The sequence below is a fragment of the Niabella yanshanensis genome, assembly GCF_034424215.1.
Classification (GTDB): Bacteria; Bacteroidota; Bacteroidia; order Chitinophagales; family Chitinophagaceae; genus Niabella; species Niabella yanshanensis.
This window is the reverse complement of sequence record NZ_CP139960.1, coordinates 5,254,298-5,268,500: the sequence shown is the minus strand read 5'-3', so window position 1 is coordinate 5,268,500 and position 14,203 is coordinate 5,254,298. Positions and strand designations below refer to the sequence as shown.

The 14,203-nt window shown below is 43.4% G+C and carries 11 protein-coding genes; 7 read left to right on the top strand and 4 right to left on the bottom strand.

Annotated features, from left to right (window positions below):
• The first annotated feature begins 25 nt into the window (after positions 1–25).
• Genes U0035_RS21740 through U0035_RS21725 form a run of 4 tightly spaced genes read left to right on the top strand, consistent with a single transcriptional unit; the run spans position 26 to position 5,607 of the window.
• Complete coding sequence (locus tag U0035_RS21740) at positions 26–1,510, top strand: RagB/SusD family nutrient uptake outer membrane protein (RefSeq protein WP_114791068.1); 1,485 nt, start codon at positions 26–28, stop codon at positions 1,508–1,510.
• Positions 1,511–1,522: 12 nt separating this feature from the next.
• Positions 1,523–2,587 (top strand): glycoside hydrolase family 130 protein, encoded by a 1,065-nt coding sequence (locus U0035_RS21735; RefSeq protein ID WP_114791067.1) that lies wholly within the window; start codon positions 1,523–1,525, stop codon positions 2,585–2,587.
• Positions 2,580–3,881: an MFS transporter gene (locus U0035_RS21730; protein ID WP_211316434.1), complete on the top strand. Its 1,302-nt coding sequence runs from the start codon at positions 2,580–2,582 to the stop codon at positions 3,879–3,881. Before U0035_RS21735 ends, U0035_RS21730 begins: the two co-directional genes overlap by 8 nt.
• A 10-nt stretch (positions 3,882–3,891) precedes the next feature.
• Positions 3,892–5,607 carry a glycoside hydrolase family protein gene (locus U0035_RS21725; protein WP_211316433.1) on the top strand — a complete coding sequence of 572 codons (1,716 nt, stop codon included), beginning with the start codon at positions 3,892–3,894 and terminating at the stop codon, positions 5,605–5,607.
• Between the two features lie 20 nt (positions 5,608–5,627).
• Here the strand turns inward: U0035_RS21725 and U0035_RS21720 are convergent, their stop codons facing one another.
• Complete coding sequence (locus U0035_RS21720) at positions 5,628–6,551, bottom strand: hypothetical protein (protein ID WP_162817873.1); 924 nt, start codon at positions 6,549–6,551, stop codon at positions 5,628–5,630.
• 117 nt (positions 6,552–6,668) lie between these two features.
• On the bottom strand, positions 6,669–8,444 hold the full coding sequence (argS, locus tag U0035_RS21715; protein ID WP_114791065.1) for an arginine--tRNA ligase: 1,776 nt from the start codon (positions 8,442–8,444) through the stop codon (positions 6,669–6,671).
• A 262-nt stretch (positions 8,445–8,706) separates the two neighbouring features.
• Here argS and U0035_RS21710 point away from each other — a divergent pair, with 262 nt between their 5' ends.
• Positions 8,707–9,171: a GtrA family protein gene (locus tag U0035_RS21710; protein ID WP_245957722.1), complete on the top strand. Its 465-nt coding sequence runs from the start codon at positions 8,707–8,709 to the stop codon at positions 9,169–9,171.
• Here the strand turns inward: U0035_RS21710 and U0035_RS21705 are convergent.
• Together U0035_RS21705 and U0035_RS21700 are read right to left on the bottom strand one after the other, a co-directional pair.
• Positions 9,168–10,499 (bottom strand): sensor histidine kinase, encoded by a 1,332-nt coding sequence (locus U0035_RS21705; RefSeq protein ID WP_114791063.1) that lies wholly within the window; start codon positions 10,497–10,499, stop codon positions 9,168–9,170. The genes U0035_RS21710 and U0035_RS21705 overlap by 4 nt on opposite strands.
• A 2-nt stretch (positions 10,500–10,501) precedes the next feature.
• Positions 10,502–12,022 carry a sigma-54-dependent transcriptional regulator gene (locus U0035_RS21700; protein ID WP_245957721.1) on the bottom strand — a complete coding sequence of 507 codons (1,521 nt, stop codon included), beginning with the start codon at positions 12,020–12,022 and terminating at the stop codon, positions 10,502–10,504.
• A 152-nt stretch (positions 12,023–12,174) separates the two neighbouring features.
• Here U0035_RS21700 and U0035_RS21695 point away from each other — a divergent pair, with 152 nt between their 5' ends.
• Both U0035_RS21695 and U0035_RS21690 read left to right on the top strand, forming a co-directional pair.
• Complete coding sequence (locus U0035_RS21695) at positions 12,175–13,431, top strand: efflux RND transporter periplasmic adaptor subunit (protein WP_114791062.1); 1,257 nt, start codon at positions 12,175–12,177, stop codon at positions 13,429–13,431.
• Between the two features lie 50 nt (positions 13,432–13,481).
• Entirely contained in the window at positions 13,482–14,159 is a 678-nt protein-coding gene (locus tag U0035_RS21690) for an ABC transporter ATP-binding protein (RefSeq protein ID WP_114791061.1), read from the top strand.
• Positions 14,160–14,203: the final 44 nt, after the last annotated feature.

The following is a 14,203-nucleotide window of genomic DNA, read 5'->3' as shown; positions in this document are numbered from 1 at the left end:
CTATTCTAAAGTAAAAAACACAAAGATGAAAGCCATATATAAAATTTTAATACCCGCAGCCCTGTTATTTTCCGCAGGCTGTATGAAAAACTTAGACAGGGACCCGATAGGTCTTTTAACACCCGAGCAGGTAAATACCGATCCGCAGGTGGGTACTGTTACAGGTGCGGTAAACTCTTCTTATCAAATGCTGGCCAATACGCTCAATCTTTTGGGTAACTGGGACTGGCCAAGGGGATTAGTATTGAGAAATGATTTTATCTTGCAGGATATTGCCTCCGGCGATATGCAGAAAAAGTGGAATCCTGATGGCGACCAGGCCTGGATGGATCAGTTCACCTCCTGGAGTTTTACGGCGGACAATGGCGGATTCAATGGTCAATGGAGTTATGACTATGAGGGCATATCACGTTCTAACCTGGCCATTAGCTATCTTACAGATGATGCGCTCATGTCCAAACTGGCGATTGACAATGCTTCCAGGAACTACCAGTTGGGCCAGGCTTATTTCCTTCGGGCATTTTATTATTTTGACCTGGTAAATGCTTTTGGCGATGTTCCTTTATTACTCAAGCCACTAAAAAACTTCTCTGAAGCAGATGAGGTTTCCAAGCGCGTACCTAAAGAAGAAGTGTACAGCCAGATCAGCGCTGATTTAGCAGCTGCAAAAGGTTTAATTCCTGCCGGGAAATACTCAAATAATACAGATAAATGGAGAGTATCGCAAGGCGCCGTTTTAGCTATGCAGGCTAAAGTAGCCTTATTTACTCAAAAATGGAACGAAGTTGTTTCCATTATTACTGAATTAGAAGGACTGGGATACTATAGTTTAAACGCCAACTATTTTGATAACTTTTCCATAGCCAAGAAATACACAGACAATGAAGTGATCTTTGCCTACAACCACGTGCCCGAACAAACACCCAGAAATGGCAATGGAATTTGCGCCCTGGCCGGATGGGGCTTTATTGCACCCACCACCAATTTCGTCAATGAATTTGAAACGAACGATCCCCGCCTGTTATACACGGTGGATGTAACGACGCAAAATGTATATAAGATCTTCGGCGAAATTGGAACAACAAATAAAGGCAATGAAGATGCTGCAAGTAACAAGGTATACATTCGCTGGGCAGATGTGTTATTATGGAAAGCCGAAGCTTATAATGAGATGAACAGCTACGCTAATGCTGTTACCTACATCAATAAAATACGTACCCGGGCAAGGCAAACCCCCACTATTACCGGCGGCACTATTCCCGCAGGCAGTATTACAGACCGGCCCGCATCCAATAATAAAGATGAAATTAAAAACTGGCTGGTTCACGAGAGGCGTGTTGAATTAGGATTTGAAAGCCATCGCTTCTATGATCTGAAAAGATGGGGACTCGCCAAGACCTTCCTAACCGGTCTTGGCAAAAGTTTCCAGGACAAGCATTATCTCTATCCTATACCGCAGGGAGAGATTGACAAATCAGGGGGTTCTATCACTCAAAATAACGGATACTAAAAAAACAAATCAATGTCTGACATAGCAAAGAGATTCCCCCGGAATCCGTTACTGAAGCCTTCCGATCTGAAGCCCAGTACGGAGGGGCTGGAGATAGCATGCCTGCTTAATCCCGGCGTATTTAAATTCAACGACAAAACATGGATGATCATTCGGGTGGCGGAACGTCCGACACAAGATGCAACAACGATCTCCTTCCCTATTTTTTCGAAGGACGGAGCCATTGAGCTGATCACGATTTCCAAATCAGATCCGGACCTGGATGCCACCGATGCACGCGTGATCAATTACAAGGGCGCTGACTATTTAACCACTTTATCACACTTACGGCTGGTTTGCAGCGATGACGGCGTTAACTTTTATGAACCGGAAGATTATCCCCTGCTTACGGGAATAGGCCGGCTGGAAACTTTTGGCATAGAAGACTGCCGGGTTACGCAGATTGACGACACTTATTATCTCACATTTACTTCAGTTTCTGACAATGGCGTGGGTGTTGGACTAAGGACTACCAAAGACTGGAAACATTTTGATATTCATGGAATGATACTGCCCCCCCATAATAAGGATTGTGCCCTGTTTGAGGAAAAAATAAACGGCAAATATTACATGTTACACCGGCCGAGCAGTGTGGATATTGGCGGCAACTATATCTGGCTCTGCAGTTCTCCCGACGGTATTCACTGGGGTAATCATCAATGCCTGGTTAAAACTACCAAAGGCAACTGGGATAGCGCACGTGTAGGTGGCGGAGCTGCTCCTGTTAAAACGAACAAAGGCTGGCTGGCCATTTATCATGGCGCCAACGAAAAGCATCAATACTGCCTGGGTGCTTTTCTATTAGATCCTGAGGATCCTTCAAAAGTACTCGCTAAAACCGTCGATCCTATTATGATGCCGCTGGCTGATTACGAACAAACCGGTTTTTTCGGCAACGTGGTTTTCACCAATGGGCATATCATTCAGCCTGACGGCGACACAGTGACGATTTATTATGGTGCTTCAGACGAAGTAGTATGCGCCGCGGATTTTTCCATCAACCAGATTTTAAATCAATTAAGCTATACCCATGTTTAAGTACCTTTCCAGTGAAGTAGCGCATTTCAGGCAGCAACCCCACAATTTTCGCATACTGGTGCTTACCAACCTGGTATATGCATTGGTGTTGCCGGTTATTGATATTTTTGTTGCAGCTTATGTGATGCGTAATTCCAACGACCCTACCAAGGTGGTTATTTACCAGCTAACTATTTACACAGGCATCCCGCTTACTTTTTTACTCAATGGGTTTCTTTTAAAATATATCAATATACGAAAATTGTATTCAGCTGGCATGATGCTAAGCGCTGTATCTATGATCGTAATGATGTCCTTAAAATCGCTCGACCTGGTGGGTATTGGAATTGCCGGTATGATCATGGGCTTATCGTTTGGCTTTTATTGGGCTAACCGCGATTACCTGGCCCTGGCTATTACCAACGACAGTAACCGGAACTATTACTATGGACTCGAAACGTTTTTCTATACTTTAATAGCCGTAGCCATTCCTATTACCATTGGCTGGTTTATAGAATCCAGGGGATCCGGTGAGGGCGTAAAAAATGCTTACCGGATTGTTACCGGCGTGGTGTTCCTGATCACCATCCTGGCTTCGGTGGTTTGTTTTCGCAGCACTTTTAGCAACCCTGCGCAAAAAAAATATGTTTATTTCAATTTCCATCCGCTTTGGAGGAAGTTGTTGGTATTGGCTTCGTTGAAAGGCCTGGCTCAGGGCTTCCTGGTTACTGCGCCCGCTATGTTGATCATGTTATTACTCGGAAAAGAAGGTGCATTGGGCACGGCCCAATCTATCGGCGCTGTACTCGCTGCTATTATTATGTATGTGCTGGGGCGCGTCACAAAACCTTCAGACCGCATAAAAATATTTGCGGCAGGGCTTATTTTATTTACTGCCGGTGCGGCGTTTAACAGTGCTCTATTTAATTCAACTGGTGTTGTATTATTTATCCTCTTATTATTGATCGCAAAACCCCTGATGGACCTGGCCTATTTTCCCATACAGTTCAGGGTCATTGATATTGTTTCCAAAATTGAAAAAAGAAGCGAATTCGCCTATATCCTAAACCATGAAGCGGGTTTATATGCAGGTAGATTTTTAGGTGCGGCTACTTTCTTAATTTTAGCTTATAAAGTTTCTACAGAAATAGCTTTACGGTATGCCATATTGATCATAGCCGTTCTCCAATTAGGATCTATCTTAGTAGCGAAAGTGATTATCAAAGATGGCAACCGAATAGCGCCGCAAGACCCTGCAGAACAGTCGCCTCTAGAAACAGAGATAGCAGAAAAAGTTATACAACCACAAGCCTAATTAATAACGCATGACATTCTACAGAATATTTTCTACCTGCCTGCTGGCCTTATTGGCATGTAGCTCAATGGCATTGGCACAGGTACCACAAAAGTCCATCGATCGTGTTAACCAAATGCCCGACCTGCCCCGCCCCCTCAAGATCATCGACTTTACCGCACTCGCTAAAGATTTCGATCGTAAGATTTATGATTTTAACGCGAAAGGGAAATACTGGCCCATGATATGGATTGACAGCAGTAAAAGAAATTTTCCGCAAAATGTGGCCGGCATCTATACCGCTGTAGGCGATGTGCGCCAGGGACTTAACAACCATAAAGGCATTTTTCATGAAGCGCTGACGACTATGGGCGCCGTGTTGGGTGCCAGCCTGGTAGGTATCGATAAATCGGCACAGCAATACAACTACGTAGCCATGCTGAAAAATTATTTTAACAAAGAAACGGGCTGGAATATTATGATGAATAACACCTGCCCCGAAGTAGCCTTGCTGGGCGGCGGCTATGGCCGGGATTGGTGGTACGATGTATATCCTAATGTATTATTTTACTCCATCTATAGTTTATATCCGGATGAAACAGACTTTGAAGCAATTGCCAGGAGCATTGCTGAAAAATTTCATGCAGCAGATTCGGTTTTGCAGGGCAATTACAATTACAGCTTTTTCAACTACGCTACTTTAACACCCACTAAAAACCAGATATGCATACAGCCAGATGCCGCCGCCGGACAGGCATGGGTTTTATATATGGCTTACAAAAAATTTGGCGATAAAAGGTACCTGCAGGGAGCTATCAATGCCATTAAAGCATTGCTTGCGCTCAACGAAAACATGACCTACGAACTACTAATGCCGTATGGCGCCTACGTTGCCGCTATGCTAAATGCAGAAGAAGGACAACAGTTCGATTTTCATAAAATACTGGACTGGAGTTTTGCTGGCGACGCCCAATGCCGCGAAGGATGGGGTGTTTTAACAGGCAACTGGAATGGATTTGATATCTCAGGCATGGTGGGCAGCACGGTACATAATGGCGGTTATGGGTTTTTAATGAACACGTATGACCTGGCGCTCCCCCTGTTACCCATGGTAAGATATGATGCCTCTTATGCAGCAGCTGTGGGCAAATGGATGCTGAATGCAGCTAATGTGGCCAGGCTATTTTATCCTCAATATATGCCTGCTAATCATCAAACGCTTTCCAATGCAATGGCTATATCAAAAGGAGTTATTGCTTATGAGGGCATTATCAAAAAATCACTTTATAAAGAGAGTGAGCATCTTGCAGCCCCTGTAGCCCAGGGCGACGGCCCTTTATGGGTGCAGGATAAAAACCCCAAAGCCTCTCAGTTAAGTGTATACGGAAGCGGGCATGTGGGAATTTTCGGAGGTACGATTCAGCCTACTAATGTACCGGGTATCCTGCAACTGGACCTTTTGGCGGCAGACTTTTTTCACCGGGAAGCTTACCCCACCCACCTGTATACCAATCCTTATACGGCTACTAAAACAATTATAATCCAAAATCGATCTAAACAGCCGGTTGATCTTTACAATACCCTGGAAGGAAAGTTTGTAGCCCGTAATATCAGGCAAAGCTTTAACTACAAAATAAGTCCCCAAAAATCAGCGGTGTTGGTTCAGGTCCCGGCTGGTGCAACTATTACTAAAGCTGAGGGAAAGCTTTTAGCTAACAATGTAGTAATTGATTTCAGAAAAAATTAACCGGTATTCCCGACGGCTGATTATAATTCGGTCATCCTGTTAGAACCCGTCTTAACAATGGGAACCAACTGGGGTGTAAATACCTGTGGTTGAAAAGTACTGTCTTTGGTTTCTTTATTAACGATCCACTGTGAACGTTTTTCAAGAATGAAGTTCAGGCGCTGTTGTACCGATAAACCGGGCAGCGTGTAAAAAATGGAATATTCTCCTTCTTTACCATTATTCTGCCGGTAACGGGAACGAATACGAACCTTATTGCGCTGCTCAAAAGCTTTGATAAAGGTGGGATCCTGATCAGCAATGTCCCAACGTGGGTCCCTGGGACAACAAACCGACCCATAGCTTTCTGTACGATATACTACAAGCATATCTTTGGGCGCTATAGGCTTTTGAAACTCCAGTTTCGGATGCCCATCTCCCGATATGCGGATACTATCTACTTTCACATTGTCCTCTTCACGCAGGATATGGTAATACAAGTTAGTCGTAGCAGGTTCCAGGGTTATGCCGTTCTTAGTTGCATCGGCAGCCAGTTTTTCATAGAACTCCCAGTCAGGCACAATAACAATAAATTCCTTAACAGCAGGGTAAAATCCCTCATACTTTACTAATCTTTCAACAGGTACCGCTGCATTCAGAAAAAACACATAACTGCTATCCGGATACGCTGCTAAAGGAATATCAATCAGAATATGCTCACCCGAACGGGCCACATGCTTTGTTTCTATCTCCACCACATTATTGTACTGATCTTTTAGCCAGGGAGCGGTCGACGGCACTTCAAAAGGGTCGTTACCTGCCAACTGTTGCGTTCCTTTAGGACTGTTGCAGGCTTTAGCCATCAGGCTGATCAATACCAGTATATATAGGTGATGATGGGTCATATTATAGTAATTAGATTCAATCTCAAAATAAATATCGGGTACAAATGTAAAATTACTCACTAGTTGGTGAATAATTACACCTGGCTATGTGCTGACATACTCCCCCCGACACATAAAAATCGCGGAACAATGCTGACAGCTTTATTCCGCGACCTCCTGATCATCCGATAAATATTACTACATCCTTTCCGGAACCTTAATACCTAGCAACCTCATTGACGCTGCAATGGTATTGGCAGTCAATGTAGATATCTTTAAACGCAATTGTTTCTTTTCACCGCTCTCTGCATTACGTATGGAATGGGCTGCATAAAAACTATTGAACAACTTAGCCAGGTTAAAGGCATAAATAGCCAGCAGTGACGGATTAAACTCAGACGCTGCCTGTTGTACCACTACATTGAATTGTTCCAGTAAAAACACCAGGTCTTTTTCCAGCGGCAAAAGATCACCCGTAGTTACAGACTGCTGATCGATCGTTTCATTTCTTAAGACCGATTTAATACGCGCATGAGTATACTGGATGAACGGACCGGTAAAACCATGAAAATCGATGCTTTCTTCCGGGTTAAACACCATACGTTTTTTAGGATCTACCCGTAGCAGGAAGAATTTTAAAGCGCCCAGGGCAATGGTTTCATACAGCTCCGTCAGTTCCTGTTCAGAAAAGCCGCTCACTTTGCCCAACTCCTCTGTTTTGGCTGCAGCTACCTTTACCAGCTCATCCATCAAATCATCTGCATCCACCACGGTGCCTTCACGCGTTTTCATACGACCTGTGGGCAGTTCTACCATACCGTAGCTTAAATGATGGATCCGGTCGGCATAAGGCTTGCCCAGTTTTTGCAGGATCAGCTTTAGCACCTTCATGTGGTAATTCTGCTCGTCTGCAATTACATAAATGCTTTCGTCGTAAGGGAAATCTTTATACTTCTCATCTGCCAAACCCAGGTCCTGTGTGATATATACCGATGTACCGTCTTTGCGTTGTACAATCTTTTCGTCCAATCCGTCCGTTGTTAAATCAATCCACACACTTCCATCTTCTTTTTGATAAAAAACACCTTTACTCAGTCCTTCCTGTACAAACTCTTTACCCAACAGGTAGGTCTGGCTTTCATAATAGTTCTTATCAAAATCAGCACCGATACGATTATAGGTTTTACTAAATCCTTCGTATACCCAGCCGTTCATTTTTTCCCAAAGTCCTACAACAGCAGTATCGCCACGCTCCCAATCTACCAGCATTTGCTGGGCAGCTTTCATAATAGGTGTATTCTTATCTGCATCTTCCTTACCCATGCCACCTTCAATCAATTCAGCCATTTGCTCTTTGTGCTTCGCACCAAAGAGCACATAATAATCTCCTACAAGATGATCGCCTTTAACCCCTGCCTGCTCAGGTGTTTGCCCGTTGGCAAACTGCTCCCAGGCCACCATCGACTTGCAGATATGTATGCCCCTGTCGTTAGAAATGGAACTTTTAAACACTTCATCTCCCTGCTGCTTTAAAATTTCAGAAACGCTCCAACCCAGGAAAATATTCCTCAAATGGCCCAAATGCAAAGGCTTGTTGGTATTGGGAGAAGCATATTCCAGCATAATCTTTTGGGGAACGGCTGCCGATTGCCTGAAATTGGTTTCCGCGTATTTTCCCTCCAAATACTGTTTCCAGTAATCCTGGTTGATTGAAAGATTCAAAAAACCTTTAATCACATTAAAAGCCGTAATGAGCTGTGGATGATTTGCTACCAGGTGTTGGCCTATCTCGGCCCCTATTTCTTCCGGTTTCTTTTTCAGTTGTTTGATAAAAGAAAAAAGCACCAAAGTGTAATCGCCTTCAAATTCGGGCTTGGTTATATTTATAGAAACCATATCCTGGCCAAAATCCTGTCCGTACAACTGGTTTAACGTGCCCAGCACAACAGGTTTCAATTCCGCAACAATGCTCATACGATCTTTAATTTTCGTGCAAACGTACAGGATTTTTTCGGTTCCCGATTTAGGGCAACCAGACTAACCGGTGATTGATGTCTGATCAATGAGTGCGTGATTTTTCATATCGGGTTGCAATACCATACAAATTTAAGGCCGTAGACATCATAAATAGCTATAAATAGCAATATCTTCGCGGCCGATGCGTCAACATTTTTATCGGGTCAGGAATTTTATTTTACCGGTTATTGACTTTTTTTATCCGCTTTTCAAAAGGTTAATGACGATACAAACCTTCCGTTATCTCGCCACAGGTGCGTCTAACACGCTATTAGGCCTTATTACATTTTATATTGCTTACCATTATATAGTGGGCAGCCAGGATGTTAACCTCGGCTTTTTTGTGTTTGAATCATATACCGCATCGCTCGCTATCTCGTTTACGGTAGCTTTATTCTGGGGATTTTTCCTGATGAAGTACGTGGTGTTTGATGACAGCAAAATTAAGGGTCGGGTTCAGTTTTTCAGGTATTTACTGGTTTGTTTGCTGAACCTGTTTTTAAACTGGCTCTTATTAAAACTGGCAGTTGAATATTTACATATATATCCCACATTTGCTCAATTAGGCACTACCGGCATATTAATTATCGTTAGTTACCTGGTACAACGAAATTTCACTTTTAAAAAAACAGTGGTACCGGACTATGTTTCGGAGGAAGAAGAAAATACTACTACACTTCTTTAAAACTGCAAATAAAAAATAGTACCCGACGCGGGTACCGATTTGACGTGGATATTTCCTTTGTGTAATAGCATGATCTGTTTACACAGACTTAAACCAATGCCGCTTCCGCTGGCTTTGGTACTAAAAAAGGGAATAAAAACTTTTTCCATTATGTCTGCAGGAATCCCTGCCCCATTATCGGTGATAGTAATAATAATACGACCATCATTATTAAGGTAACCTGAAAGTACTACCTTCGGGTCAGAAACATCTTTTAAGGCATCAATTGCGTTGAGCACCAGGTTGATCAACACCTGTTCAATTAAATGCCGGTCAGCGCTCAGTTTCATTAAAGGGTCTTTTAAGATAATATCGGCGTTAATAGCCCGCTGCTCTATCTTGGGACCTAGTAATTGCAATACATTTTCAAACAGGTCTCCTACCAGGAAAGACTGTTTACCGGAGCTGGTTATTTTGTTTAGCGTGCGATAAGTGGCTGCAAACTGCATCAGGCCTTCACTTCTCCGCTGTATCGTTTCAATGCCCAGCTCCAGATCCTCTTTAGAAGAAGCAAAATGCTCCACCCCAGACTGCAACTGTTGTTTTAAAGTAGCAGCCAATGAGGCAATGGGCGCTACCGAGTTCATGATCTCATGAGTCATTACGCTCAACAATTTCTGCCATGACCGGGCTTCGTTTTCATCAAGCGCTTCATTGATATTTTGCAGCGCTACCAGCTTATGACTTTTACCCTCCGTTACGAAAGTTGCCGCCGAAAGCATCAGCTTTTGCTGGTCTGCATCCAGCAGCAGTACAGTACTCTGACCGGGCTCCAGGCTTGCCACCGCATTATAAATGATTGCATTCTTTTTTTCGATCAGATGCAGATTAGGTATATAAGGTAGTTCCAGTATCTTCTTTAACGATTCGTTCACCCAGCTTACCTTTCCTGTTTCTGTATCATATAACAGGATACCGGTTTGTATCAACTCCAGTATTTTCTGAAGATATTGATACTGGGTTTCTTTTTCTCTTGTTATCGACTTAAAGGTTTGGTTGATCAGGTTAAAGTCGCTTCTTAGTGAGCGCAATTCGGCGGGTGCCTTATCAATATTAAAATGGCGGGAAAAATCGCGGTATCTGGCGGCGGCAGCAAAATCTTCTATTTCGGTAAATGGTATCATAACCAGTTTATAAAACAGGTACGCCTGAACCACCGATAGTATCATAAACAAAACGGATACAACGTATGCTGCTTTTAGAAAAAACCAGGCTGTAACCAACAACGAAACAAACAGCAATACCAACCGTAGCACATACCTGGGTCTGTATTTTTGATGTATTACCATAACTAAATATCATACTTACTTAACCGCCTGTACAAAGCGGTACGTGTAAGTCCCAGCTCTTTTGCGGCTTTGGTAATATTCCCGTTATGCTTTTCAACAACCCTGATGATGGTATTTTTTTCCAGGGCCTCCAGGTTCGTCTGTGTTGGCTCCTGGTCCTGCGCCTGGTGCTTTTCGATGGGCGAAAAAACGAGGTCGTTCGCATCCAGGTATCTTCCCTCACACATGATCACCGCTCTTTCTATGGCATATTGCAATTCCCTGACATTGCCCGGGTAATGATACAATCTCAACTTTTCCATTGCCTGCCTGCTTATTGACAAGGATGGTTTCAGGTATTTTTCGCTATACATTTTAAGAAAATACTGCGCCAGGGGTAAAATATCTTCCCGTCTTTCACGCAACGGTGGAATGGTAATCTCTACTGTATTGATCCGGTACACCAGGTCACGACGGAAGCGCTGTTCATTGGCCAGCTCCTGCAAAGGCAGGTTGGTAGCGCATATCAGGCGGATGTTAACCGGTTGGGGCTCGCTGCTACCCAGGCGGTGGACCACGCGATTTTGTAAAACAGTTAGTAATTTTGCCTGTTGAGGTAAGGCGATATTCCCGATCTCATCTAAAAAGAGCGAACCACCCGAAGCCATTTCAAAACGTCCTGCCCTATCTGCTCTTGCATCGGTAAAAGCGCCCCGTTTATAACCAAACAATTCACTCTCAAAAAGACTGGCAGTTAGCGCGCCTACATCGGTTTTTATAAAAGGACCTTTATGGCGCAAAGACTGTTGATGTATTAACTGAGCTACCAGGTCTTTACCGGTGCCGTTTTCGCCCAGTATCAGGATATTGGCTTCTGTAGGCGCTATTTTCCTGATCTTATATAAGATATCCTGCATAGCCGGAGACTCAGCAATAAAAGCAGCATCTGCCTGTAGCAGCGCATTAACGGCCCCTCTGGCAGACTTATTTTTTTGCGCCACTATCTCCTTAATAGTCTCCAGCATTTTTTCATTATGCCAGGGCTTTACAATAAAGTCTGCCGCTCCATCTTTTAAACTGCGAACGGCTAAATCAATATCACCGTAGGCGGTGATCATCACTACCTGTATTCCTGGATCTAAGGATTTAGCCTTCCGCAACCAGTAAAGCCCCTCATTGCCCGTGTGAAGGGCGCTCGTAAAATTCATGTCAAGCAACAGCAGGTCAAACTTTTGCTCTAATAAATGGGTGCGTATATTTTCAGGATTCTTTTCAGTAACGATCTGCTTCACTTCTGCCTTCAATAACAAACGCAAGGCAGTGAGCATATCTGCATCGTCATCAACAGCTAATATGGATATATTTTTTAAAGACATTTGCCAATGCAATAATACCACATTTGGATACCCGATATGCATTTTTATACCGGGTTCGGCGATAATTGCAAAAACTGTATCAAAACCGGACAGCTGGTGTACGATTCCGAACAGCACCTCAACCCAATAAAACACATACTGAGTTGAAGATAAATAAATTACAATCATGGCATGGTATTACCAGGCATCAGTGATTTTCTCTCATGTTTTACTGCCGGATTGCTCTTTCAAAAATCCGGCAGCTTTTTAAGCAGGAGGAAACCGGGCATGACTGGTTCATATCAGCATACAACACATCGTACCATTAAAAAACTAGTAGGTTGGACAGGAAAATTGAACAAAAAAAATGGTCAAAGAAAAAGATCATGCTGATTGCAGGTGTTGCCGGCCTGGTAATGCTGATTGTAGCCAGTATTTATGCGACCACTGGTAATACGAAACTCAATGTTGAGGCGGAACGCATTACTATCAGCGAAGTAAAACAAGGGAATTTCCAGGAGTTTATACCCGTGAATGGCGTAGTGCAACCCCTTACGTCCATTTACCTTGATGCGGCAGAAGGTGGTCGTGTAGAAGAAAAATTGGTAGAAGATGGCGCCATCATGAAAAAAGGGCAGCCCATCCTTCGACTCTCGAATACGGATCTGCAGCTAAGCCTGGTGCAACAGGAAACCCAGGTATACAACCTGATCACACAAATGCAGATTGCCAAAAATGCCTCCCAGCAAAACCGTATTACCAACCTTAACCAGATGACTGATGTAGACAATGAACTGAAAGAAGCAGATCGCGTATATACGCTTAATAAAAAGTTATATGATAAAAAGGCTATTGGTTTGCAGGAGCTGAAGCAAAGTGAAAACGCCTATAATTACCAGATGGCAAAAAAGAACCTGGCGACCGAAACGATTAGCCAGGATGCCCAATCCTCGAAGCAACAGCTGGTACAGGCGCAACAATCTTATAACGGCTCACAAAATGCCTTATCGGTAATGCGCCAAAAAGTCGGAGATTTGATTGTACGAGCTCCGGTTGACGGACAACTCACCTCGCTGGATGCAGAAGTGGGCCAGAATAAAAATAAGGGGGAAAGACTGGGGCAACTGGATGTGATTGGCGATTATAAAGTACGGGTAGATATAGACGAGCATTATATCAACCGCATCTATAATGGATTGGAAGGCATTGCTACTATTGGCGGTAAAGATTATCTACTAACTATTAAAAAAGTTTATACACAGGTGGCCAACGGGAAATTCTCGGTGGATATGGCTTTTGAAAGCAAAGCTCCTGATGGTATCAGGCGGGGACAAACATTACAAATACGCCTGGCCTTAAGCGATGAAACAAAAGCTTTATTACTGGCAAGAGGAGGTTTTTATAACAAAACCGGTGGCAGATGGGTATACAAACTCAGCAGCGACGGATCCGTTGCTTACAAAACTGATATTGAGCTGGGACGGCAAAACCCCGACTATTTTGAAGTGATGAGCGGACTCAAACCAGGTGATAAAGTAGTTACGAGCAGCTATGAGAATTACGGAGAAGATATGCAGGAATTAGTGATCAAAAAATAAATGTAATTACCGGAATTAAACTTAAAACCTTCGAATTTGAAATCTTTTATATGATAAAAATTACCGATCTGGAAAAAATGTACCGGACTGAAGAAGTAGAAACCATTGCACTTAACAAATTGTCTCTCGAAGTAAAAGAAGGAGAATTTGTAGCCGTAATGGGGCCCTCCGGCTGTGGCAAATCTACTTTATTGAATATATTGGGCCTGCTGGACGATCCGGATGGCGGCAGTTTTATTTTCAACGGAATTGAAGTAGCACACTTCAATGAGCGCAAAAGAGCAGATCTGAGAAAGCATAATATCGGATTCGTTTTTCAAAGCTTTAACTTGATTGACGAACTAACTGTTTTTGAGAATGTTGAACTGCCCCTGATTTACACCGGCGTAAAAAATGCAGATCGTAAAAAACGGGTGGAGGAAGTGCTTGAAAAAGTACAGATCATGCATCGTCGCAACCATTACCCTCAACAGCTATCGGGCGGACAGCAACAAAGAGTAGCTGTTGCCCGGGCTGTTGTAAACAAACCTAAGCTGATACTGGCCGATGAGCCAACCGGTAATCTGGACTCGTCCAATGGCAACGAAGTAATGGAGATGCTAACCGATCTCAATGAGCAGGGCACTACCATTATCATGGTAACTCACAGCGAGCATGATGCGCGCTATAGTCACCGTATCATACGCATGCTGGATGGCCAGACAGTTACGGAGAATATATTAGTGTAAGAGAGAATATTAAATATTAAACATCAAACGCTCCGCTTTAAGTT